22 protein-coding genes are annotated in these 23,561 nt (G+C 47.5%); 4 read left to right on the top strand and 18 right to left on the bottom strand.

Translation table 11 applies throughout. The features are described from left to right. Positions 1–13 precede the first annotated feature (13 nt). The 5 genes from gmk to AC50YO_RS07065 form a co-directional block, all read right to left on the bottom strand. Positions 14–631 (bottom strand): guanylate kinase, encoded by a 618-nt coding sequence (gmk, locus tag AC50YO_RS07085; RefSeq protein ID WP_494845314.1) that lies wholly within the window; start codon positions 629–631, stop codon positions 14–16. 13 nt (positions 632–644) lie between these two features. Next, positions 645–905, bottom strand: a complete 261-nt coding sequence (gene remA / locus AC50YO_RS07080; RefSeq protein WP_005548256.1) for an extracellular matrix/biofilm regulator RemA — start codon at positions 903–905, stop codon at positions 645–647. A 319-nt stretch (positions 906–1,224) separates the two neighbouring features. Beyond that, positions 1,225–3,138: a bifunctional homocysteine S-methyltransferase/methylenetetrahydrofolate reductase gene (locus tag AC50YO_RS07075; RefSeq protein ID WP_494845013.1), complete on the bottom strand. Its 1,914-nt coding sequence runs from the start codon at positions 3,136–3,138 to the stop codon at positions 1,225–1,227. Positions 3,139–3,151: 13 nt separating this feature from the next. Next, positions 3,152–3,982: a diaminopimelate epimerase gene (dapF, locus tag AC50YO_RS07070; protein ID WP_494845009.1), complete on the bottom strand. Its 831-nt coding sequence runs from the start codon at positions 3,980–3,982 to the stop codon at positions 3,152–3,154. 119 nt (positions 3,983–4,101) lie between these two features. Then, entirely contained in the window at positions 4,102–6,882 is a 2,781-nt protein-coding gene (locus AC50YO_RS07065) for a calcium-translocating P-type ATPase, SERCA-type (RefSeq protein ID WP_494845006.1), read from the bottom strand. A 189-nt stretch (positions 6,883–7,071) separates the two neighbouring features. Here AC50YO_RS07065 and AC50YO_RS07060 point away from each other — a divergent pair, with 189 nt between their 5' ends. After that, positions 7,072–8,826, top strand: coding sequence for an Rqc2 family fibronectin-binding protein (locus AC50YO_RS07060; protein ID WP_494845004.1), 1,755 nt, complete (start codon positions 7,072–7,074; stop codon positions 8,824–8,826). A gap of 739 nt (positions 8,827–9,565) precedes the next feature. Here AC50YO_RS07060 and AC50YO_RS07055 read toward each other — a convergent pair. The 9 genes from AC50YO_RS07055 to AC50YO_RS07015 all read right to left on the bottom strand — a co-directional run bounded on the left by AC50YO_RS07055 (position 9,566) and on the right by AC50YO_RS07015 (position 18,167). Further along, positions 9,566–10,411, bottom strand: a complete 846-nt coding sequence (locus tag AC50YO_RS07055; RefSeq protein ID WP_494845002.1) for a PHP domain-containing protein — start codon at positions 10,409–10,411, stop codon at positions 9,566–9,568. Continuing rightward, entirely contained in the window at positions 10,402–11,313 is a 912-nt protein-coding gene (locus AC50YO_RS07050) for a selenium metabolism-associated LysR family transcriptional regulator (protein ID WP_494845000.1), read from the bottom strand. Before AC50YO_RS07050 ends, AC50YO_RS07055 begins: the two co-directional genes overlap by 10 nt. An 89-nt stretch (positions 11,314–11,402) precedes the next feature. Continuing rightward, on the bottom strand, positions 11,403–11,840 hold the full coding sequence (locus AC50YO_RS07045) for a hypothetical protein (RefSeq protein ID WP_494844998.1): 438 nt from the start codon (positions 11,838–11,840) through the stop codon (positions 11,403–11,405). A 200-nt stretch (positions 11,841–12,040) separates the two neighbouring features. Next, the gene (locus tag AC50YO_RS07040; RefSeq protein ID WP_494844996.1) at positions 12,041–12,304 is read right to left on the bottom strand and encodes a YlbG family protein; all 264 of its coding nucleotides are present in this window, start codon (positions 12,302–12,304) and stop codon (positions 12,041–12,043) included. Positions 12,305–12,335: 31 nt separating this feature from the next. Next, positions 12,336–12,821 (bottom strand): YlbF/YmcA family competence regulator, encoded by a 486-nt coding sequence (locus AC50YO_RS07035; RefSeq protein ID WP_494844993.1) that lies wholly within the window; start codon positions 12,819–12,821, stop codon positions 12,336–12,338. Between the two features lie 70 nt (positions 12,822–12,891). Next, entirely contained in the window at positions 12,892–14,721 is a 1,830-nt protein-coding gene (locus tag AC50YO_RS07030; protein ID WP_494844990.1) for a helicase-associated domain-containing protein, read from the bottom strand. Next, positions 14,702–16,324, bottom strand: a complete 1,623-nt coding sequence (locus tag AC50YO_RS07025; RefSeq protein WP_494845312.1) for a DNA repair helicase XPB — start codon at positions 16,322–16,324, stop codon at positions 14,702–14,704. The genes AC50YO_RS07030 and AC50YO_RS07025 overlap by 20 nt, the downstream gene beginning before the upstream one ends. A 168-nt stretch (positions 16,325–16,492) precedes the next feature. Further along, complete coding sequence (locus AC50YO_RS07020; protein ID WP_494844985.1) at positions 16,493–16,918, bottom strand: CBS domain-containing protein; 426 nt, start codon at positions 16,916–16,918, stop codon at positions 16,493–16,495. 70 nt (positions 16,919–16,988) lie between these two features. Then, positions 16,989–18,167 (bottom strand): amidohydrolase, encoded by a 1,179-nt coding sequence (locus tag AC50YO_RS07015; RefSeq protein WP_494844980.1) that lies wholly within the window; start codon positions 18,165–18,167, stop codon positions 16,989–16,991. A 211-nt stretch (positions 18,168–18,378) separates the two neighbouring features. Here AC50YO_RS07015 and AC50YO_RS07010 point away from each other — a divergent pair, with 211 nt between their 5' ends. Both AC50YO_RS07010 and ftsW read left to right on the top strand, forming a co-directional pair. Then, entirely contained in the window at positions 18,379–18,723 is a 345-nt protein-coding gene (locus AC50YO_RS07010; RefSeq protein ID WP_494844977.1) for a YugN family protein, read from the top strand. A 1-nt stretch (position 18,724) separates the two neighbouring features. Beyond that, on the top strand, positions 18,725–19,921 hold the full coding sequence (gene ftsW, locus AC50YO_RS07005; RefSeq protein ID WP_494844974.1) for a putative lipid II flippase FtsW: 1,197 nt from the start codon (positions 18,725–18,727) through the stop codon (positions 19,919–19,921). 75 nt (positions 19,922–19,996) lie between these two features. On the opposite strand, the gene AC50YO_RS07000 is transcribed toward ftsW, so the two are convergent. Then, a complete protein-coding gene (locus AC50YO_RS07000; protein ID WP_494844970.1) occupies positions 19,997–20,377 on the bottom strand; it encodes an Asp23/Gls24 family envelope stress response protein in 381 nt (126 codons plus the stop codon). A gap of 177 nt (positions 20,378–20,554) precedes the next feature. On the opposite strand from AC50YO_RS07000, the gene cax reads away from it, so the two are divergent. After that, a complete protein-coding gene (cax, locus tag AC50YO_RS06995; RefSeq protein ID WP_494844967.1) occupies positions 20,555–21,613 on the top strand; it encodes a calcium/proton exchanger in 1,059 nt (352 codons plus the stop codon). A gap of 37 nt (positions 21,614–21,650) precedes the next feature. On the opposite strand, the gene AC50YO_RS06990 is transcribed toward cax, so the two are convergent. From AC50YO_RS06990 to AC50YO_RS06980, 3 genes are all read right to left on the bottom strand, one after another. Beyond that, complete coding sequence (locus AC50YO_RS06990; RefSeq protein ID WP_494844964.1) at positions 21,651–21,938, bottom strand: Fpa/YlaN family protein; 288 nt, start codon at positions 21,936–21,938, stop codon at positions 21,651–21,653. 135 nt (positions 21,939–22,073) lie between these two features. After that, positions 22,074–22,316 carry an HPr family phosphocarrier protein gene (locus AC50YO_RS06985; RefSeq protein WP_494844960.1) on the bottom strand — a complete coding sequence of 81 codons (243 nt, stop codon included), beginning with the start codon at positions 22,314–22,316 and terminating at the stop codon, positions 22,074–22,076. Between the two features lie 88 nt (positions 22,317–22,404). Continuing rightward, entirely contained in the window at positions 22,405–23,520 is a 1,116-nt protein-coding gene (locus AC50YO_RS06980) for an aminopeptidase (RefSeq protein ID WP_494844957.1), read from the bottom strand. Positions 23,521–23,561: the final 41 nt, after the last annotated feature.

Raw genomic sequence — 23,561 nt, 5'->3', positions numbered from 1 at the left:
CCTTTCACCTCGCTCAAGCTTTCTGGTTCGCAGCAGGCACTTCCGTAGGCTGAGACCAGTAACGATCCCTGCGGCAATGCTCTGCTACAATAATACTTTGAATACGGTGGCATGCAGCATCAATCTGGTCATTAACCACGGCATAATCATAATGGCTAAGCAGATTGATTTCTTCCACGGCAACCGTCATCCGGTGATCGATCGTATCCTGCGATTCGGTACCTCTGCCGGTAATACGTTGCTTGAGCTCATCCAAAGACGGAGGCATTAGAAATACAAACACGCCTTGAGGAAATTTCTCCTTCACTTTCAAGGCTCCCTGCACTTCAATCTCCAGAATGACATCTTTGCCGCTCTCAAGGGTACGTTCCACGAAATCTCTTGGAGTTCCGTAGCAGTTGCCCACATATTCTGCATGCTCCAACAAAGCATCACGCAAAATCATGTCTTGGAACTGCTCTTTCGATTTGAAGAAATAATTGATGCCATCAATCTCACCCTGTCTGGGCAATCTAGTCGTTGCAGACACGGAATACACGAGCTCCGGCATCTTTTGGCGCAGGACGGTACATACCGTTCCCTTGCCTACTCCGGAAGGTCCGGACAATACAATTAATAATCCCTTATCCATAATACTCCCCGTACTATTCGTCGTTATCGTCATCCTTGGTCGACAAACGATGCGCTACCGTCTCCGGCTGCACCGCCGATAGAATAACATGATCGCTGTCTGTAATAATGACAGCTCGAGTGCGTCGTCCATAAGTAGCGTCAATTAGCATATGACGGTCACGAGCTTCTTGAATGATTCGCTTAATTGGTGCTGATTCCGGGCTTACAATGGATATAATACGGTTTGCCGAAACAATATTACCAAATCCAATATTAATAAGTTTGATAGCCAAGCCAGATTTCCCCCTCCGGTCTTCCTCGTGCAACTGCCCGAATAAACTCTATTTATAAAATTGTTTGGACGATGAGGTTGAATCATCTGTGCCAAATAGCGACAGAACCATTGCACTATTGTTGACGAAAAAAGTCCGGAGCATACGTTCTCGCTGCTAGAGCGGTATCCGCATCCAAAGACATAAGCTGCCATTTCCTCACATTTCTCTTCAACCGTCACAGCAGCAAATGCCCATTGCTATATATTTTAATTGATTTTGAGCAAACGAACAAGAGAAAAAGCGAAAATAGCTAATTCTCCTGCTCAAGCCTCTATTATTACTTGCTTACTCCCGTTTTCTCCCATACATATTCGGTTAATTGAACCGTCATATCATAGAACATAAACGGGGTCATGAAATAGATTCCTTTGAAATGGGCTAACGCGACATCCAGCAGCTCCTTGGAGATTTTCACGCCTTCAGCTCTGCCCGCTTCGCCCTCCAGGCCCGCCATCCGCTGACGCACTTCATCGGACAGTTGAATGCCTGGCACTTCATTGTGCAAATACTCAGCATTGCGTCCGCTCGCAAGCGGCATAATGCCAATAAACACAGGAACAGAGAGATGCTTCGTCGCTTCTGCAATTCGCTCAATCAATTGAGGCTCATATACAGGCTGCGTCATAATATAATCGGCGCCCGATGTGATCTTTCTCTCCAGACGCTGAACAGCCTTGTCCAGATGCTTGACATTCGGATTGAACGCAGCTCCAACAACGAACTTCGCCTTTTGCTTAAGCGGCTTGCCAGAGAAAGCAATACCCTCATTCAACTGTTTAATCATTCGAATCATCTCGAATGAGGTAAGATCATAGACAGAGCTGGAATCCGGCAAATCTCCGAATCGCGCAGGATCGCCTGTCACAGCAAGTACATGGTCAATGTCCAGTGCATCCAGCCCCATCATATGCGATTGCGTGCCTATTAGATTACGGTCACGACAAGCGATATGAATAAGCGGACGGAAGCCAATCTTCTCTTGAACAAGTGCAGCCAAAGCCAGATTGCTCATGCGGGTAACCGCAAGTGAATTATCGGCCATCGTTAGAGCGTCCGCCCCGCAAGCCTTCAAAGCTGCTGCTCCGTCCATGAATTTTCGAATATCCAAGTCACGCGGAGGGTCGAGCTCTACAATAACCGTATGGCGTTCCTTCACAATGTCAACAATGGAGGAGGCTGGAGCCTGTCCATCCGTGGTTCCGGAGATAACAGCAGATGAATTCTTCTCTTCTGCCGGTTGTACAATAACAACTTCCGCAGGGGTAGCTACTGCTCCCTCTGCTGCATTACGCTCGCCAAGTGGAATGTAATCCTTCAAAGCTAATGCCATGGCAGCTACATGCTCCGGCGTCGTACCGCAGCAGCCGCCAATGATGCGTGCTCCGCGATCCGCGAAGCGGCGTGCAGACTCTGCGAAATAATCAGGACCTGCAGAATACGTATATTTGCCGTCTACATAATCAGGTATTCCTGCATTCGGGAATACCGATAATGGCAGGTCCACGGGACCCCAAATATTGTCTATAGCGCGCATAATACCGTTTGGACCGCTGCGGCAGTTAAAACCAACAACATCGGCTCCCGCCAATTGAAGCTGCTTGAAGGCTACGTCCAGACTAATGCCATCCTGCGTTCGTCCAACATCCTCTACAGCGAATTGGCAAATTACCGGTACGTCCGATGCTTCCCGGGCAATCCGCAAAGCCAACATCATTTCGTCAAGATCATAAAAGGTTTCCAGCAACAGCCCATCTACGCCTTCTGTTAGAAGCGCATCAATCTGGCGCTCGAAGGCTTCGCTTAGTTTAGCTGTACGCATGTTTTTGAGCTTGCCTGAACGAATAGAGCCAACTGCACCGACAACGTAGGCATCCGCCCCAATCGCATTGCGCGCGATACGGACGCCAGCACGGTTAATGGCTTCCATATCAGACTCCAAGCCATACTTCGACAGCTTCTCCAAGTTAGCCGAGAACGTATTCGTCTCAATAATTCGAGCGCCCGCTTCATAATATTGCCGATGCACATTCTCAATGACATCGGGGCGAAGCGTGTTCAATTCTTCATAAGAAATGCCAACTGGGAACCCCATCTGATACAGATAGGTTCCCATGGCACCGTCACCGGGCAAGATATGTGTCGAAAGCGCTTTTCTTAGATCCAATTTGTCCGTTGCAATTCTACTGTTCATATTCGCACCCGCTTTACAAAGAGCCGCGGAACACATGTGCCGCAGGCCCTGTCATATAGACGTGATTATCCGTCTCATTCCACTCAATCAGAAGGTCTCCGCCCTTCAGCGATACAGTCGCTGTACGATCGGTCAAGCCATTCAATACGGAAGACACCACCGTCGCGCAAGCACCCGTGCCGCAGGCAAGGGTCGGGCCTGCGCCCCGCTCCCATACGCGCATATCCGTATGAGTACGTGAATTGACCGTTACGAACTCCACGTTGATTTTGCGCGGAAACATTGGATGGGTCTCCAGCTTCGGACCCCATGCAGCAAGGTCGAAATGAACAGCATCATCCACATAGATGACACAATGCGGATTGCCCATTGATACTGCTGTGAAAAGAAATTGTCGGCCATCCACTTCGATCGGATGCTGGGTAACGATATCAGCATCCACCGTCGTTGGAACTTGAAGGCCATTCAGAATCGGCTCGCCCATATCGACGCGAACGGTCTGAACCTCGCCATTGTCCACCTGAAGCTGAACTCTCTGAGCTCCTGCACCAAGCGTTTCTATCGTAATTTCCTCTTTATCGGTTAGACCATTATCATATACATATTTGGCGACGCATCGTATCGCGTTGCCGCATTGCTCTGCCTCAGAACCGTCGGAATTAATAATGCGCATCCGGAAATCCGCTGCTTCAGAAGGTAAAATATATACGAGTCCGTCAGCCCCGATGCCGAAAAACCGATTGCATAGATCAATCGCGAGCTGAGCAGCATTATCGGGTAGCTCCTGCTTGCCTGCAACCACGATAAAATCATTGCCCAATCCATTCATCTTTGTGAAATCCAATTCTTTGCACTCCCTTTGCTGCAGCCTTCAGTAAAAATAGCTATCATTTTTCCTATTAGCATACCGCAAAGCAGGGAGAAAGGCTATTCATAATTTCACTGAACATTTGCATTTTTATGTCATCTTACAGTCGTTTTAGAGCCAAATGATAGTTTTTGTTTTTGCTTCGATTTATTCGAGCCGAGCACGCTTCCAATTCCCATAAGGAAGGTAGGGATGCCTGCCGCTACGAAGACAAGACACCATTCGCGGAATCCAAGCGGCACCGTCTTAAAGATAGGCTGAAGCGCCTCGATATAAAGCACCCCAATCATAAGAACGAGCGACGACAAGACTGCTAATACAAGATAGCGATTCTGGAACGGATTGCGATGAAAGATCGAACGTGAGCTGCGGCAATCGAACACATGAATAAGCTGCGCCAGCACGAGTGTAGCGAATGCTACGGTCTGGGCTTTTACGAGATGCGAAGCGCTGTCTGGAGATTCATTGAGTGTAATCCAGAAGGCTCCAAGCGTACATAAGCCGATCAAAGCGCCGCGGCTTATTATTTTCCAGCCAAGCCTTCTGGCAAATATGCTTTCTTTAGCTGAACGCGGCTTCTGCTGCATAAGATCCTTTTCTGCTTGGTCAACCCCCAGTGCCATCGCTGGTAAACCGTCGGTAACCAGATTGACCCACAATATTTGTATCGGAACGAGCGGCAGCGGCAAGCCTGCCATCATCGCCAGGAACATCGTTAATATTTCGCCGACATTGGAAGCGAGCAAATAACGGATGAACTTGCGGATATTCTCGTAGATGTTGCGGCCCTCTTCGATTGCAGAGACGATGGTTGAGAAGTTGTCATCACTAAGTACAAGTGCGGATGCTTCTTTGGAGACATCTGTACCCGTAATGCCCATCGCAATACCGATATCAGCTGCTTTAATTGCAGGAGCATCATTAACCCCGTCCCCGGTCATCGCTACAACATGACCTTGCCGCTGCAGCGCCTTTACAATACGCAGCTTATGCTCAGGCGATACCCTTGCGTATACATAGGTATTGTCAACCGCCTTGTCCAGATCCTCATCGCTCATAACCTCCAGCTGTCTTCCGCTCATAGCAATCCCGTTGCGAGGCATAATGCCAAGCTGACCTGCAATGGCTTCTGCCGTTAATTGATGATCGCCTGTAATCATCACCGTTTTAATGCCGGCACGGCGGCAAGTCGCAATAGCATCCCGTGCTTCTCGGCGCGGAGGATCAATCATGCCTGTCAGTCCGACGAATACAAGCTGGTGTTCTGCATCGCTCTCTGTCTCGCATATATCCGTGCTGCGCAAATCACGATAAGCCAGGCCGAGCACTCGAAGAGCGGACTCCGCCATTTCCTCTGCCGCATCTGCACATTTCTTCTTCAAGGTTGCTGTGAATGGAACGACCTTGCCATCCCACAGAACATAGCTGCAATGATCCATCAGCACATCTGATGCTCCCTTGGTATAAATAACGCGTCCACCTTGATGAGAGACGACAACCGACATCCGCTTGCGCTCAGAATCGAATGGAAATTCACGCTCGCGCTTATATAAACCTTCCAGCGAGCTGCTCGTAACGCCGAGCTTCGCTGCCAGCACCGTCAATGCCCCTTCGGTCGGATCGCCTTTTAATACCCATTCCTCCTGCACTTCCTTTGATTTCCGTTTCTTATTATCAGGCAGCTCTACCTTGCTTACCGTCGCATTATTACATAGCGCTGAAATTTGCAGCAGTCTCTTCAATGACGTGTCATGCTTCGCATCTACCGGGCTGCCATCCTCTAATAATCCGCCGGACGGCTCGTAGCCTTCTCCCGTCACCTGCAAATGACGACCGCCCATCCACAGATTTGTTACGGTCATTTTATTTTGCGTCAACGTGCCTGTCTTGTCTGAGCAAATAACCGATGCGCAGCCCAGCGTTTCAACCGAAGGCAGCTTGCGGACAATCGCCTTCCGTTTAATCATCCGTTGTACGCCCAAAGCGAGCGCAATCGTCACGATGGCTGGCAATCCTTCTGGAATAGCTGCAACGGCCAAACTCACACCCGCCAAGAACATGCCGTAGGCAGGCTGTCCATGCATAATCCCTGCCACGACGACCATGATGGTCAAGCCGATCGCTACAGCGATCAAGATTTTGCCCAACTGCTCCAATCTGTGCTGCAGAGGCGTTTCCATGGATTCTGTCTGTTGGATTAGTCCAGCTATCTTGCCCATTTCTGTATTCATGCCTGTCCGCACAACGACACCCTTAGCCGTACCTCGTGTCAGCATCGTCCCCATGAACCCGATATTACGCTGATCGCCTAACGGGAGCTCGTCTTCGCTAATTGCTGCGGCGTGCTTCCCTACAGGCACCGACTCTCCCGTGAGAGCGGATTCCTCCGCATAGCAGCTGTTTGCTTCCAGAAGCCTAATATCCGCCGGTATTCGATCTCCACTCTCAAGCAGTACAATATCGCCTGCAACGAGCTCTTTTGCTGCAATATCAATTTGCTCACCGCCTCGCAGTACCTTAGCTGATGGAGCGGACATCTCTTTAAGTGCATGCAGCGATTTTTCCGCACGAAATTCTTGCACGAAGCCTAGTACCGCATTAATTACAATAATTGCAACAATGGTTATCGCGTCCAAATACTCGCCGAGCAAGCCCGATATGAGAGTAGCGCCCATGAGCACAAGCACCATGAAATCTTTGAATTGATTAAGAAAAAGCATAATTGGCGGCACTCGCTTGCCTTCTGTCAGCTCATTGCGTCCATTCTTCTCCAGCCTATCAGCCGCTTCCGCCGCCGATATCCCTTGCTCTGGAGAACTGGCGAGCGCGTCCGCTAGCTCGCTCGTCCCCATTTGGTGCCATTTCAATTGTTCCATCTTATGACTCCCTCCCCTATATGCCGAGCGCACCTCGGACAGCCTCTTAAGCCTAAATGTATTCGGACAACCCGCAAAATATCCCATGAGGACTTAAGTTTTTATGCAAACTATGGCATGATAGAGGAAGACATCTATCAAAGTGCTGTTCAAGCTATTTGAACAACCTCTTAAAAGGAGATCCCTATTATGGCTTTAGACGGCATCGTAATCCATGCGATTGTAGAAGACCTGCAGCGCTGCGTTGGCGCTCGTATTCATAAAATTCACCAACCAACGAATCATGATCTCGTATTCAGCATTCGCGGAGCAGGAGCACAAGGCAAGCTGCTCATCTCAGCGAACCCTACTTATCCGCGTGTACACTGGACCCATGCGTCCTATACGAACCCGCTTGAAGCTCCAATGTTCTGCATGCTTATGCGAAAGCACTGCGAAGGAGCTACAATTGAAGCAATAAGGCAAGTCGGTCGTGAGAGAATCATTCATATTGATATACGGCATCGGGATGAGCTCGGCGACCTGTCTGCCAAGACGATTATTATTGAAATTATGGGACGCCACAGCAACATCATCCTGCTTGATCCGAGCCAAGGCACGATACATGACGGCATCCATCATGTAACGCCAGCAATTAGCAGCTTCCGTATCGTCATGCCAGGAAGCCTCTACACTGCACCGCCCGATCAAGGCAAAAGAGATCCGTTAGCTATCCTTAACGAAGCCGAATTCTCTTCTGCTCTTGATCAAGCTTCCGCTGACCAAGACACGGAGAGCAGCATGCCGCTGCATCAGCAGCTTGTTCAAGCGTTCAGCGGGTTAAGTCCACTCCTAGCCAAAGAAATCGTATATCGCGCGGATGAGAGCCGAAATGACCTGAGTAAGCTATGGACCAGCTTTGAGAGCTTAATGGAAGACATCAGGAACAAGAACTATGCCCCAGTAATCACGTCAGATGAAAAAGGCAAAGCTTTTTTCTCCGTTACGCCATTGACTCATCTCTCTGGACCCATGCAAACATTCGCCAGCATAAGCGAATGCTTGGAAGCCTACTATGGCGATAAAGCAGAGCGCGATACGGTGAAGCAGCGCGTTGCTGATTTAATTCGATTCGTTCAGAATGAGAAAAACAAAAACATCAAAAAAATCGAAAAGCTTCAAGAAACGCTGAGTGAAGCTAACGATGCTGATAAATACCGTATTTTAGGTGAGCTGTTAACCGCCTATATGCATCAGATCGGCAAAGGTGACAAGTCCATAGAGCTGATCAATTTCTATGACGAGGAGCAAGCGACTATTCGGATTGAGATAGATCCGCAGCTCAGCCCTTCTGATAATGCACAGCGTTATTTCCGCAAATATACGAAGCATAAGAACAGCATTGCCGTCGTTAATGAGCAAATGAAGCTTGCTGAGGAAGAAATTGCTTATCTGGAATCCTTGCTCCAACAGATGGATAATGCGGCCCTCTCTGATATCGAGGAAATTAGGGATGAGTTGGTCGAACAGGGGTATTTGAGAGATAGAGTAAAACGAGGGCCGAAACGCAAGAAAACATCCCGTCCTTCTCTGCTTTGCTATACCTCCTCAGAAGGCGTAGCTATTTACGTAGGTAAAAACAATACCCAGAATGAATATTTAACTAATCGACTGGCTTCACCAAGCGATACATGGCTGCATACTAAGGATATTCCGGGCTCTCATGTCGTGATTAGAGGCGCAGATTTCGGGGATACAACGCTGGAAGAAGCTGCTATGCTGTCCGCGCATTATAGTCAGGCACGGGCTTCAAGCATGATCCCCGTTGACTATACCACGATCCGCCATGTCCGCAAGCCCAGCGGTGCAAAGCCGGGATTCGTTATTTATGATCATCAAAAAACGCTATTCATTACACCAGATGAACAACGTCTTAAAGCAATGCCTTCTCGAATCGTCAATTAGTACAACAACTGCTGTCTCAAAAAGTCTGCTTCCTCTTTAGGAGGTCAGCCGAATGGACAAGCGATAATTCTTTTCATGAAAAAGCGCAGGTTCCAGGACAACGTTAGTCTGGAACCTGCGCTTTTTTTGTATATAAGTAAATCCCCATCCTCCCGTGACTTTATTACATCTGCATTCTCATACCAGCTGCTTGTCAACTCTTGGTTCTATGCTGTTAATATCGTGGTTTCTATTGTGACTCCCACTTTCGACTCAGGCTTCTAGATCTCATAGTTGGTTGGGCTTGCTCAATGCTGGCTGTTATTAAATGATAGAAGCAGCCTTCCCCCAGTTAGAGAAGGAATAGAATGCACAAATTAGTGAATGCCTTTGCTCTATATCACCGTACAAACAGGTAAAAAGGTGCAACAATGAAGTTATGCTCATTAGTGGGGATGCTCGATTCCCGACTAATGACCACAACTGACGCTATCCCCAAGTACGACTCAGCACTAAGCATTCTTACGAAAAAAGCTTCACAGAATAAGGTAAGCGCCTCATATGAGCTGACTGCAACGTTAAGAGATAGCGCTCCTAGAGTCCGAATCCTACATACTATAGAGCAACCGAAGCCCTCGCTCTATAAAAAAACTGTTCCAAAGTCATATTTATGACTTTTGGAACAGCTCAATATTGCTGCTTTCAGCTCGAATTAAGCTGCTACATCAGCCAGCTTAATACCTATCTCACAGCATTTCTATTACTTATTGCGGCGTAACTCCCTCAGAACCCCAGCATCAACCGACCGACTTCCAATCGCGCCGTGGAACACTTCCCCTTTACGCTCACCGTGGAAGTCCGATCCTCCCGTTACAAGAAGACCATATTGGGAAGCCAGCTTGGAATAACGTTCCTCTTCCTCGATGCCGTGGTCAGAGTGGAATACTTCAATTCCTTCCACGCCATGGCGCACAATATCCTCAACAAGCTCATCATTATGATAAAGACCAGGATGTGCAAGAACACTCGTCCCGCCCGCCTCTCGTATCCACTCAATAGCTTCAAAAGGATGCAAGCGCGGCAGATTCACATAAGCTGCACGTCCTGAAGCCAAATAACGATCAAAAGCTTCAGACATTGACGCTACAATACCCTTGCGGATCAATAAATCAGCAATATGCGGACGCCCTATCGTGCCCCCATCCCGATCCATCCGTTCCATCGCTATCGCAAGAACTTCCTCCATCGTAATCGGAATGCCCAGCTCAACGAGCTTCGCGACAATCCGCTCATTTCGCTGATCTCTCACGCTGCGCAAGCTTGCCAAGCGTTCCTGCCATCGTTCATTATGCTGATCAGCATAATAAGCCAATATATGTATATCCTGTCCCTCGGCAACTGTGCTTAGCTCGGCACCTGGCACCACAGTTATGCCGATGCGAATACCCTCCTCCAGCGCCTCCTCTACCCCTGCCATCGTATCATGGTCAGTAATCGCTATCGCTGACAAGCCTGCGGCTTTGGCAAGCTGAACATTAACGGCAGGCGCCTGCATGCCATCCGATGCCGTTGTATGCGTATGTAAATCCGCTCGATTCAAAGCCATTGCTGCAAGTCACGCTCCCTCAAAAAAGATAGAAAAGTAACGGCAGAAATAGGCAGCAGTGCCGACCGCAAATAGATCGAATAAAACTGCCGCTTGAATCGGACATTCTCTATCGGAACGATATGAAGAAGCCCTAGAGCCACCTCATGCTTAACAGACGATGCAGACAAGAACGACACGCCAAGGCCGGCCTCTACAGCAGATTTAACTGCTCCCGTACTGCCAAGCTCCATCACGATCTTCAGAGAAGCCGGATCTATATTTTTGCGCTGGAGCTGGTCCTCCATAACAAGCCTAGTTCCTGACCCCTGCTCTCTTAGAACAAATGGATATTGCGCCACCTCATCGAGCATTACCTTAGACTTGCTCGACAAAGGATGACCCTTCGGCACGATGAGCTTCAATTCATCACTCATTACAGCCTCCATATGCATATCCGGATGATTGACAGGCGCCTCAATCAATCCGAAATTCAACTGATGATTCAATATATCTTCCATGAGCTGCGTCGTATTCGATACCTTCATTCTAATGGCTATGTCAGGATACTCTTGGCCGAATGGCCCGAGCAGCCGAGGCAGAACATATTCGCCAATGGTCAAGCTCGCACCTAATTGCAGGCGCCCTTTCAATTGCTGCGTGAACGCAGACATCGCCTGGTCGGTATCCCGAATCAATTCAATGCTTCTTCTCGCATAAGGCATTAGCGCCCTTCCAGCCTCCGTCAATTCAATCCGTTTCGTCGATCGCTGAAGCAGCTTGGTGCCGAAATAATCCTCCAGTGATTGCACCTGCATCGTAACTGCAGGCTGGGTCATATGTAAGAACTGGGCGGCAGCAGAGAAGCTTCCACGCTCGGCTACGGTATGAAAAATATGAAGCTGATGAAAATTAAGTGCCATCTGTCGACCATCCCCTCTATTAGCGTTAGTATACTACAAATAACGCGATCTCGTAATGAGAGTCGCGTTATTGCCAGAGCTTATCCATTCTATCTTCTCTTCCGACTGTTCTTTACAAGCGTCATTCTTCTCGAATGACGCAGCCACGAATAATAAGATTTCAAATCCCGCAGCTCCATCGTCTCGGACATACGTCCCAAGAAGGTTACGACAATCATCTTATGTAAAGGATTGCCTAATAGATCCATATCCTTCTCGGAAGGGGCAAACTCCGCAACAAATACCAAATCATCGTCAATCAAGTATACATCTTGTTCATTCCGATAATAAGATACCACTTGTCCCTTCTTCAAACATTCCCACATGAATTCTGCAATATCCTCATAGCCGGTTTTCTCGCTCTCTACCCGATCTACCCAACGGCTCCTAGCATGGTTGGTAATGACGATATCGGAAACCTTATAATCTCCTAGTTCAACAAAGAACGTCTCGTAGGTACTCCATCTTTTTGTTGTTTTGTCCTTCATCTCAACCGCACCCCATCCAAGGACCCAGGTCTTTTTTACTATTTATAAACAATATTTTACCATGATTGTCCGATATTTCAACCCAGGCTGAATCCAAACCCATTATTGGGACATTATGGATATCTTTATTAAAAAGAAGATCGTTTCATGCCAAATACTGCTGGCTTCAAACGATCTTCTTTCTCTATTGAACTGTATTACTACATACTATAAAATCTCGTTTTATCATCCATATCTTTGCTGTATTCGGTTTTAATTTCATTACGATAGGACCGTTCAATCCTACGGACGAAAGGAAGCCGTCCGATATTTTTCATGGTATCTTCCGCTCGCTCCGCATTCATATAAATAACAACGTAATGCATTTTGCGTGACATATAATGAACGGTGCCATATTTCTCTAATACTCTGGCCGCTTTAAGATCGCTGACCCATATAATGTAACCCGTTCGTTCCGGTAACAATATCTCTTCCTCCCGTCCCATCTGCTATTAACTAACCGCAGCCACCGCTTCCGCAACCGCAAGAGCCGCCGCTTCCACAGCCGCCCGACTTCCCTTCATTACTCGGAACTTTAATGGTATCCGATACGGATTCTGCAATTGTCCTTGATACATCAAAGAGCATCGTATCGACTGCTTGCTCCGCTAACTTGAATTGGCGTACGGCATCAATCTGATCAAGCTCGCGCTCAATCGCCTTCACCTTATCCTTCGCGGAATTATAATCCGGATGGAATCTCCCAAACCGCTGACACTCGGAGAACAATTCCTTAGCTTTATCAAATTGCTTAGTCAATTGCTTGACTTGTCCATCCTCGTTAACAGCTTCTTTCCAATATAAATACTCGGCAACTTCCGCCGACTCATTAATCCAATCGCCCAATTCATAAGCACATAGCAGCAGCGACGCCATATCCAGCGAAGAAACGCCGCCATCACCGTACGGATGCTCCGTCTGAATCATTGTGGTAGTAGGCATTTGTCCACCTCTTCTTATTCGCTTACTTCCTTACTATCATATCATACTCCTAGAACCAATAGATACATTTTTACACAAAACCGTTTATCCCGGGAACGACAAGCTTCATTTCCTCCCACATATCTGGCGTAAGCCTGATCTCACATTCCTGCTGCTCCAGTCGCAATCTGCCAGATACGGCCCACCCCTTTCCTTCTGGCTCTAGCCTGATTGGGACAAAGTCACGTATTCCCTCTCTCATACACAGTTGAACCGTAGTCTGCCAGTTCATAGCCTGCTCGAGCATTTCTCTCCTTGTGGAATCATGATACCCTCGAAGCTGCTGCAGCCAGCTTGATGGAATCTGTTCGAGTGCAGGATAATAGTCCATTAATTCCACATCATTTTCCGTAATTAGTTCATAACGCTGCCAGGCTGCCTCTTCATTCAGGTGTGAAACCTCAACAATTGCTCTCCTCATAGGCGCAGCATGATGTAATCGTTCGATGTAAGGATAAGTCTGCGGCTTCCTTAGTGCTTTCTTCGATTGCTCCGCTCGTTGGCACCACGTCTCTACAGAGACTATAACGGGGAAGGGAAGCTCCTTGCTTCCCGATGCTTCAAGCAGAAAGGCTTGAATAGAACCGCTCGTTCTTCCTTCCCCTAATGCTCTAGCTATCGAGTTGGCACTTAGCTGGTAGACCGTCATCCAATCATCTGCCTTGCGATCCGCAATCAGCTCCAGCTCCCAGCGGATTCGATTATCGCTATTCGCCATTAGCATAATATCCCCGTTTGGTTCAATGACGACCGGCTCCATCTGTGCCGCAGCATCAGAAGTGTCCGTAACATGTACTACCCATTTCAGAACCTTTCCTCTCGCAGAGCTAGCCCTCTCTAACCATCCAAAGGCATGAAGCGTTTCGAGCCAGAACGTCCACTCCACGCCGCCCCTGTCCTTATGAGCAGCAAAGCCAACCTCATGAAGATAAGCCGAAATATCCTCTTCCAAGTACCAGCTGTCTGGAATTAATTCCTGAAGGGCAATAGCGGCATGAGCCAGCTTTGGATTGGAGACAGGCAGCATATCCTTGCACCAATGATGAAGCTGAGCTTCCCGACGGGAATTCGGCAGGGCAAGCCATCCTGCAAGCTCCTGCTCATTCCATCGCAGTTGTCCTGCCCCTGCTTCAAGTATTCGAGAGCGAATACCTAGTTCCAGAAGGAAGGCGAGCAGCAATGGGTACTGCTCTTTCTTTTTATATTCCAAACAAAAAAGAGCTAGAGCTTGCTCCGTAACCTCAAAGGCTTGCATAACCTTTGCCATTGTTTTTTTCGGGAGAATACCCTTGGAGGTCTGCTCTAACCCACACTGTGACAGCATGGAAAAAGCGACAAGCAGCTGTCTGCCCAAAGGTTGATTCATCGCTCTCGTCATTTCTAATCCGCTCAGCGCTGTACGATCCTGCTGAAGGGGATTAACTCTGCTGGGAAACAACAATGGCTGCCATACCGCAAAGCAATCCTTTGGGATAAAATAATGCCGCTCCCCCCATGATTTGCGGATAGCAAACAAAATCCCTGCTCGATACAACTGTGCAAATCCGTAACGAAGCTCCGCTCCAGCCAGCTTGGCACGAAGTGAGCCTAGCTTGAATAATTGCTCTTCATAAAAGCAACACATACCGAACTCGATGTAAATAGCTCTCAAAACAGCAGCGGCAGCCGTATCCATCTGTCCAATAGCTGCTTCTATAGAGCGCTTGTCCAGAATAGCGGCCGGCCAAGCATCACCTTGCTTCGCCGCTTCTCTCCATACGGATTCTTGCATAAATTGCTCTTGCCTATGCACGGGCAGTTGTGCAGCTATATGTGCAACAGACAACGCAACCGCCTCTTGATCAACGTTTTTCAAGGTCATAGCTGTACCCCTGTTCTACCATGAACATTTGTCTTCTAGCTGCAAAATCAATCTCATTCGTCTCATCAGTAACGATCGTGTAGAACCAAGCTTCATTCTTGCCTGTCTTTGGGCGCAAAATTCGGCCGATTCGCTGCGCCTCCTCTTGCCTGGAGCCATAACTGCCCGATATTTGAATAGCCACTGCCGCATCCGGCAGATCAACTGCAAAATTCGCAACCTTAGATACAGCAAGCACTGGTATATCTCCTGATTTGAACTGCTCATACAGACGCTGCCTTTCTTGCTGTCCCAGCTTGCCTGTAATTACAGGCACATTCAACGATTCGGATACCGAGTGCAGCTGCTCTAAGTACTGCCCGATAATAAGGGTAGGTATTCCTTCATGCCTGTGAAGCAGCTGCCTCACTACGCTCAGCTTGCCTGGATTCTCAGCCGCAAGCCGCAGCTTTGCCCGATTCTCGGCGAACCTATACAGCTCGGATACGCCTTGATCGAGCGGAACCCTTATTTCTGTGCATTTCACAGAAGCAATATGGCCCTCCGCTTCAACAGACTTCCACTGCAGGTCAAATTGCTTAGGCCCGATAAGTGAGAACACATCCTCCGCACAGCCATCCTCCCTAATCAACGTTGCTGTAAGCCCTAATCGCCTCGTCGCTTGAATATTTGCCGTTATCCGAAAGACTGGCGCTGGAAGCAAATGCACCTCGTCATAAATAATGAGCCCCCAATCTCGCTCAGAGAACAGCTTCATATGATTGTAGGACTCTGTTTTGGATTTGCGATGAGTCAAAATTTGATAGGTAGCAATCGTAACGGGCCGAACCTGCTTTGTTGCTCCTGTATATTCACCGACCTCCGAAGGCTCTAAGGAAGTCTTGTCCACTATTTCATCCTTCCATTGTCTGACCGATGTAGCGTTTGAAGTAAGGATCAAGGTTGCGCTGCTGAGCTTAGCTAGTGCCGCAATGCCAACGATGGTTTTGCCTGCACCGCAGGGCAAGACAATAACCCCGCTCCCGCCCTGCAGCGTGCCCTCCTTGTAGAACTGTTCCACAGCGGAGCGCTGATAAGCCCTTAATGAAAAAGAGTTGCCCTTTACAGTCTGCGAGCGCAAATGTACAGGAAGCATCTCCCCACTATGATACCCAGCCACATCTATAACCGGATACCCTAGCTTAATTAACTGTTGTTTAATTTGTCCACGAAGCTCCGCTCTTACCTCGATGCAACCATTTCCCTGCAGCTCGACTACATACTCTGACATCGATGAATGGGCAGATAATTCATCAATCAGGTCTGGACTCCCTCGCAGCAACAGCTTAGCCTCATCCATCTCTAGCCATAGCTTGCCATAACGCTCAACCAGCTTGCGAATCATCATCTCCACATAACCTGGGATACCATAGCGTGCATACCTCTCCAGAATGGCGATAATCGCTTCCGCGCTCATCCCGACAGCAGCTGCATTCCAGAGAGACATCGCTGTCATTTGATAGGTATGCCAATTGCCGGGCCGCTTGATCAGTTCTGCAAATAGGGACAGCCCTTCTCGAGCTGCCTCGGACAGAGCATGCTCGTAATCGAGCAGAATAGTCATGTCGGATTGAAGAATCAATGGGCCATTATGGGGCTCTACCAACTTTATTCCTCCTCATCTGCCAGCCTCTTTCTTCACAGTATGAAGATATCCCTGATTTTTTATGCCAAAAAAGCGGAATCGCTCCGCAAATGCGTAAGACAATTCCGCTTGATCCCTTCATTCCGATTAGGAATGGGCAGGCTCTGATATTTCATTCAATGCTTCGCCTGCTTCCTTGACGAAGGTTTCTCTGACCGCCAAATCTCCAAGCGCTAGAATACCTACCAGCCTTCCGTTATCTACAACCGGCAGACGGCGTATTTGATGGGAGGCCATTGCTTTGATCGCTTCCTCTGCTGTTGCTTCCGGATGAATGATGTCAATATTTTTTGTCATGACCGTCTCAACCGCTGTAGAGCCTGAATGCTTTTCGGCATAGCCCTTTACAACCAAGTCCCGATCCGTAACAACCCCAATGAGACTGCTTCCATCTACGATAGGAACAAAGCCAATATTATGCTTCTTCATTAATACAGCAAGCTCATATACATTATCCTGTAAGGTAGCTGTCACGCAGTCTGTGGACATCACATGTTTGACAAGTTTGCTCAATCAAGATTCCCTCCATGCTTCCCTAGCTTCATGAATTCGACCTTAGCATCCCCTTGCTTGCTGCGGTTATTCAGCTTGCATAATCCTCCGCCATACGAATCAGCAGTTCAGCAGAATACAGCATCGCACGCTCGTCAATATCAAATTTCCCATGATGATGGGCATAGCTTGCCCCAATTGAATCATTGCCAGCCCCTACGAACATGAAGCAGCCTCTTACTTTCTCAAGATAATAGGAGAAGTCCTCCGCAATCATAATAGGCTCTGTTCGAATGATATCCTCGCTGTTGAATATCCCTTCAGCAACACGGAAGAATCTCTCTGCTTCCCGCTCATCATTCACAACAGGAGGATAGCCAATTCTCATGTTGTATTCATACTGCGCACCGTACATGCTGCAGGTATGGCGAATAATGGCTTCCAATCGCTTATGAATTAGATGGCGGGTCTGCTCATCAAACGCTCGAACCGTTCCCTTCATTCTGCACCGTTCAGCAATTACGTTATTGGTCGTTCCAGCTTGGAATGAACCAATCGTGACGACTGACGGCTGCAGCGGATTGACGTTGCGGCTGACAATCGACTGCACAGCTTGTACGAGTGCAGCTCCAACGACAATGCTGTCCACTGTTTCGTGCGGCATGCCGCCATGTCCGCCCTTGCCGATCAAATCAATCGTAAATTCATCTGCGGCTGCCATGAATGCACCTGCGCGAGTCGCGGCTTGCCCATAAGGCAATGGCGTCCAGAGATGAACACCATAGACTGCCTCAACCCCGTCCAGAGCTCCGTCTCTAATCATATTAAGCGCCCCTCCAGGGGTAACCTCTTCTGCCGGCTGGAAGAGCAGCCTTCTCTCTCCCGCCAAGCCAGACCTATTCTCCTGATAATAGCTGGCTGCTGCCAGAAGGGCAGCTGTATGCCCATCATGCCCGCAGGCATGCATAATGCCCGGCACCTTGGACGCATACTCGCAGGTCTTCTCATCTTGTATAGGAAGTGCGTCGATGTCTGCACGGAGCGCCACGACTGGGCCTGGCTGATCTCCTATAATAGAAACGATCAGACCGTGTCCGCCCACTCCCTCTCGAACCTCGCAGCCGATTTGTTTCAACTGATCCGCGATCCATTTGGATGTTTGCACTTCATGAAAGGACAGTTCTGGATTCTGATGGAGATATCTGCGCCACCGGATCATATCCGGATAAAGGCGGTTCAACTGCTCCCTGATATGGCCGTTTGTCTTCATTTTTTATGCAAACCTCCTTTTCATTCCATATTAACAGAATAGCGCCTCTTATAGGAAGCTGATATTGCAGCATCCATTGGAGTAAGGCTTGCACTGACTGGGGAAACATACTATCATGGGAAAAGAATGTTCAACTTTATTACTACACATTATGTCAGCGTGTGCTTCATATACCGAGCATACAGCGCAAAACTATTAGGAGGAAACTACCATGATTATTGAAAATACCGGTCTCAACGGTGTTAAAAGCGATTTGGCTCATCTGGATGACTCAGCAGAAAAGACCGGCTTCGTCCGTTGGCAGTGGGAATACTACCGCGCTACATACGATTTGAAAATTGAGGATCATACGACCAGCTCAGAATACTTCTTGCGTATCAGCACTCGTGCAGTGGAAGGAAAGCTCGAATCCCCTAACGCTATACTTGTTATTGAGGACGTCTATATCGGAAGAGCAACCTTCCCGCATGGTCTTGAGTATGAGTCCCCTATCCCGCAACCCATTATGAACACAGCTAACCAAAGGCTGCAAGAGCTGCAACAGCTCCTCTCTTAATATGAGGAAACCGCAGAATAGCAGCCGTGGAAGACCGGACTTTCTGCTTCTCATCTTGACTCTGTTATTGGTCGGGTTCGGGCTCGTGATGGTGTTCAGCGCGAGCTCCAACATCGCTCTTCTTAACAAAAACTTTGGGAATGATCCGCTGTATTTCACGAAGAAACAGTTGGTTTTTGCTGCACTTGGTGTCTTCGCTATGCTGTTTCTAATGAATTTACCTTACAAAATATACAAAAAAGGCTTTATCTTTTTTCTCATTCCAGTCATTATCATGCTAATGATCGTTCCATTCACAAAAGAGGTAAATGGAGCAAGCAGCTGGCTTCAACTGGGCCCTCTCGGCATCCAGCCAACCGAGCCCGCCAAGCTGGCCCTCATTCTCTATATTGGAACACTGATTGCCAAAAAGGGGGAGACCTTCCGTGATTTCAAACGAGGTCTTCTTCCCGTCATTATCATTATAGGCGTATTTTGCGGACTCATCATGATGCAGCCGGACTTAGGCTCCTGCCTGGTGCTTACCCTATGCGCTTCGATAATGATATTTGCTGGAGGAGCCAATCTAAAGCAAGTGTTTCTGACAGGCTCTTTACTCGCAATTGTTTGTGCGGTTATCGTCAGCATATCCATGATTGTATCGCCAAAAGCATGGGGTTACCGTATTGATCGTTTTACAGCCTTTCTAGATCCGCTTGCGGATAAACAAAATACCGGTTTTCATCTCGTTTCCTCCTTGCAGGCACTAGGGCATGGAGGGCTTACAGGAGCGGGATTCGGCGAAAGCGTGCAGAAGCTTCATTATCTGGAATATCCTTATAATGACTTCATCTTCCCTGTTATTGCTGAGGAATTCGGTTTTATTGGGGCTACGTTATTCCTGTTATTCTACCTTATCTTCTTATGGCGCGGCCTGATCGTGGCTCTTCGTTGCCCTGATCAATATGGAACGATTGTAGGTGTAGGGATTATCGGTCTAATCGGCATTCAAGCTTTTATCAACATTGGCGGTGTAACCAATACGATTCCATTAACAGGGGTTACGCTTCCGTTCATCAGTTATGGAGGCTCATCTCTGCTAGTCTGTCTGATGGGGGTTGGCATCCTGCTAAGTATTTCACGAGAATCCAATAAACCGGATAAGCCCGGACGCAAACCGGCTAACAACAAGCCATTCAAGCCGACCTTGCTTCGATAAACGACAAAAAACGATACATCACTCAAGCAGAGGATGTATCGTTTTTTGTTGTTGAGCAGTATGTGTATGTGCAGCCTACTTCAGTCTATTTGGTTCTTCAATTGGTTCTTCTTCCTTGAAGGCAACGCCCTCTACCTTAATATTGACTTCAACCACATGCAAACCAGTCATATTCTCGACTGCTTCACGAACGTTTAATTGCAATTGGCGACAAACCTCTTGAATCGGAATGCCATAATGTACGATAATTCTCAAATCTATAGCCGCTTCTAACTGGCCTACTTCGACAGAAACGCCTTTTTGAACGTTTTTACCGCTTAACCGTTTAGCCAGCCCTTCGGAAATTCCGCCTGACATCGCGGTAATGCCCGGAGTCTCTAGCGCGGCGAGTCCTGCAATCGTTGCAACTACATCGTCTGAAATACGGATAATGCCTGTTTGAAGGTCCTCGGTCATGATATCCACTCCTCAATTTTGCCATATATCATTATTGTACTGGAAGGAACACGCCGAAGCAACATTTGACATGAGCAAAACGCACAACAAATACATATTATTTATGGGAAAGTTTTCAGATTGGTCAAATGTGGACATATTATTCATAGGCTCTATCTTGAGAAAAAGAGGTGTAATGTGAGAAATAAAATATTTTATGGTGGATTAATCGCTATGTTTGCACTCAGTGCGATAGGACATTACGCTCATTTTGATATGACGCTTCAATTTGTTATATCAGCCATTACGATCGTATTCGTCGCCGGTTTTCTTGGTAAAGCGACAGAAAGCGTAGCCCATTACGCTGGACAAAGGCTGGGCGGTTTTTTGAATGCTACCTTCGGGAACGCCGCTGAGCTAATTATCGCTATATTCCTCGTTAAAGAAGGTCTATTCGACATGGTTAAGGCCAGTATTACCGGTTCTATTATAGGTAACCTGCTCCTTGTACTCGGTCTAAGCTTATTGGCAGGGGGGATTAAATACAAACAGCAGCATTTCAATAATCAACTGGCAGAGCATAACTCTACTCTAATGGTTATGGCGGTTATTGGATTGTTCGTCCCAGCGATATTCGTTGCTTCTGAGCATTTCTCCTTCGAGAAAGATCAATTTCTAAGCTTGGCTGTTGCCGGTATTCTTATTGTCTCCTATTTATTTTGGCTTGTATTCTCCATGATTACGCACAAAGATATGCTTGCAGACAAGGTGATGAATGCCGATCATGACGAAGAGCCTGCATGGTCGAAGCGAACATCCATTCTATTCCTTGTACTCGCAACCGTCATGGTAGCCTTCGTAAGTGAATGGCTCGTTCATACGCTCGATTCCTTCTCAGAGAGATTCGGCTTGTCCGATCTGTTCGTAGGCGCATTCGTTATCGCTATCGTTGGCAATGCAGCTGAGCACAGCGCAGCGGTCATGCTCGCCTTGAAGAATAAGATCGGAGCCGCCGTTGAGATCGCCATTGGCAGCAGCCTTCAAGTTGCTTTGTTCGTAGCGCCGGTTCTTATTCTCCTCAGTACGCTATTCGGGCAGACGATGGATATTATATTTACGCCGATTGAGCTAACGGCGATTGGTGTATCCGTCTTTATCGCCAAATCGGTATCACGCGATGGCAATACGAACTGGTACGAAGGGTTCCTTCTTCTAATGGTATATATCATTCTTGGCATAGCTTTCTACTTAGTATAATCCGCACAAAAAAAAAGGAGTAGACTCCGATCCGAGTCTACTCCTTCTTATTCAATGCCTCATACAGCTGAGCCAAGTTGCGCTCTAATCTGCTCAACATTTCCTTGCCGCTCTGCTCGGTAATCAAACCCGCGCGAACTGCGAAGTCAATCTCCCGCGAGAAGCCGTACATCTGCGTATCTAATACTTCCTCATACAGGGGACAGTGACGTGTCGTCAAATTCTCCATCTGAACTTCGATAAGTTTTTCTATTTTACTCGCATCTTCCGTTAGGAGACGAAGTGCTTTCTCATGCAATTGAACCGTAACTTCCGGTGAAGACATCGTTATCCCCCCTGTGCGCGTAGCCGCCGTCGTCTATACCCTTTATATTAGACGAAAAAGAGCCAATACACAAGGACAAAACAGAAAAGCGCTTCTTCAAAAAGAAGAAGCGCTCTCTCTTATTCCATTCTGTTATTATTCTGCAACAACAGTAACATTAAGATTATGTTTCGAGAAAATTTCTGCCATAGCTGCTTTCGCTTCTTCGGCATCTGGACCATGTACATGAAGCTCATAAGCGTGACCGCCTACCAGCGTTGTAAATAGACCAAGGATACTTTTCACATCAATATATTTGTTATCGGCTTGAAGAACAATGGATGAGCGGAATTGGCTAGCCGCTTGTGAAATCTCTACAATAGCTGCATTGTTAGACATGGGGAATCCCTCCAGTAATTTAGTAAAGCTTTCCTAATGACCTCATAATACCCTGAAACCGCTTAACGAGCAAGAGGCAAAATTATTATTATATTAAATGATCAGGATTTAATGCTGTCAATTCCGGAATAACGAATTGTCCATCTTTGCGAATGAGAATGTCGTCGAAATAGATTTCTCCCCCGCCATACTCTGGACGCTGAATAAGAACTAGATCCCAATGAATAGAAGAGCGGTTGCCGTTATCTGTTTCTTCATAGGCCTGTCCCGGTGTGAAGTGGAGGCTGCCCGCTATTTTCTCATCGAATAGAATATCATTCATAGGATGAAGAATGTGGGGATTAAACCCGATAGCGAATTCGCCAATATGGCGTGCCCCGTCATCTGTATCCAGAATCTCATTCAAGCGAGTCGAATCATTGCTCGTAGCCTTAACGATCTTACCATTCTCGAAAGTGAAAGAAATATTGTTGAAGGTCGTTCCTCCATACACACTTGGAGAGTTATACGTAATAACCCCATTTACTGAATCCCGTACAGGTGCAGAGAATACTTCCCCATCAGGAATATTCCGATGTCCTGAGCATTTTTTCGCACCTATGCCTTTTATTGAGAAGGTAAGATCTGTCCCAGGCGACACGATACGAACGCGATCCGTTCTCTCCATCAGCTCTTGGAGCGGATCCATTGCTCGATCCATCTTCGCATAATCCAGATTGCATACATCGAAATAAAAATCCTCGAACGCTTCTGTACTGCGATTCGACAGTTGGGCCATCGATGCATTCGGGTAACGCAGCACAACCCATTTTGTTTTTTTCACGCGCTGCTCCATATGTACCGGATGCTGGTATAATTGCTCGTATAGCCGCATCTTATCAGCAGGTACGCCTGCCAGTTCATTCACATTCTCCCCGGCTCTAATACCGATATACCCTTGCATTTGCTTCATGCGCTCTAGGTCAAGAGCAGCCCACAGCTCCATCTGCTCTTTCGTAGCATTAAGCAGCATAGACCGTAATACGGCGCGGTCGCTTAGCTGAACGAATGGTCTTCCTCCACGCCTAGCAACCTCTTCAATGATACATTTCAACAGCTCTCGCTCAGAACCAATCATCTCAATCAATACGTTGTCGCCAGGCTGTACATCAATGGAATAGCCGGTTAAATTCTCAGCAAGCTTCTGAATTCTCGGATCACGCATTTACTCATACCTCCATTTAGTTCGCCTTTATTGCGTTAATA

It is taken from the genome of Paenibacillus sp. J22P59 (assembly GCF_059383895.1).
The sequence above is the reverse complement of the archived record's forward strand: the minus strand, read 5'-3'. Positions and strand labels throughout refer to the sequence as shown.

What these genes read in the sequence shown, in the direction of transcription:
- gmk (WP_494845314.1), bottom strand. Translation starts at nt 631, where the DNA reads ATGGATAAGGGATTATTAATTGTATTGTCCGGACCTTCCGGAGTAGGC.
- AC50YO_RS07075 (WP_494845013.1), bottom strand. Translation starts at nt 3,138, where the DNA reads ATGAACAGTAGAATTGCAACGGACAAATTGGATCTAAGAAAAGCGCTT.
- AC50YO_RS07065 (WP_494845006.1), bottom strand. Translation starts at nt 6,882, where the DNA reads ATGGAACAATTGAAATGGCACCAAATGGGGACGAGCGAGCTAGCGGAC.
- AC50YO_RS07060 (WP_494845004.1), top strand. Translation starts at nt 7,072, where the DNA reads ATGGCTTTAGACGGCATCGTAATCCATGCGATTGTAGAAGACCTGCAG.
- AC50YO_RS07055 (WP_494845002.1), bottom strand. Translation starts at nt 10,411, where the DNA reads ATGGCTTTGAATCGAGCGGATTTACATACGCATACAACGGCATCGGAT.
- AC50YO_RS07050 (WP_494845000.1), bottom strand. Translation starts at nt 11,313, where the DNA reads ATGGCACTTAATTTTCATCAGCTTCATATTTTTCATACCGTAGCCGAG.
- AC50YO_RS07045 (WP_494844998.1), bottom strand. Translation starts at nt 11,840, where the DNA reads ATGAAGGACAAAACAACAAAAAGATGGAGTACCTACGAGACGTTCTTT.
- AC50YO_RS07035 (WP_494844993.1), bottom strand. Translation starts at nt 12,821, where the DNA reads ATGCCTACTACCACAATGATTCAGACGGAGCATCCGTACGGTGATGGC.
- AC50YO_RS07030 (WP_494844990.1), bottom strand. Translation starts at nt 14,721, where the DNA reads ATGACCTTGAAAAACGTTGATCAAGAGGCGGTTGCGTTGTCTGTTGCA.
- AC50YO_RS07025 (WP_494845312.1), bottom strand. Translation starts at nt 16,324, where the DNA reads ATGACTATTCTGCTCGATTACGAGCATGCTCTGTCCGAGGCAGCTCGA.
- AC50YO_RS07015 (WP_494844980.1), bottom strand. Translation starts at nt 18,167, where the DNA reads ATGAAGACAAACGGCCATATCAGGGAGCAGTTGAACCGCCTTTATCCG.
- AC50YO_RS07010 (WP_494844977.1), top strand. Translation starts at nt 18,379, where the DNA reads ATGATTATTGAAAATACCGGTCTCAACGGTGTTAAAAGCGATTTGGCT.
- ftsW (WP_494844974.1), top strand. Translation starts at nt 18,725, where the DNA reads ATGAGGAAACCGCAGAATAGCAGCCGTGGAAGACCGGACTTTCTGCTT.
- AC50YO_RS07000 (WP_494844970.1), bottom strand. Translation starts at nt 20,377, where the DNA reads ATGACCGAGGACCTTCAAACAGGCATTATCCGTATTTCAGACGATGTA.
- AC50YO_RS06990 (WP_494844964.1), bottom strand. Translation starts at nt 21,938, where the DNA reads ATGTCTTCACCGGAAGTTACGGTTCAATTGCATGAGAAAGCACTTCGT.
- AC50YO_RS06985 (WP_494844960.1), bottom strand. Translation starts at nt 22,316, where the DNA reads ATGTCTAACAATGCAGCTATTGTAGAGATTTCACAAGCGGCTAGCCAA.
- AC50YO_RS06980 (WP_494844957.1), bottom strand. Translation starts at nt 23,520, where the DNA reads ATGCGTGATCCGAGAATTCAGAAGCTTGCTGAGAATTTAACCGGCTAT.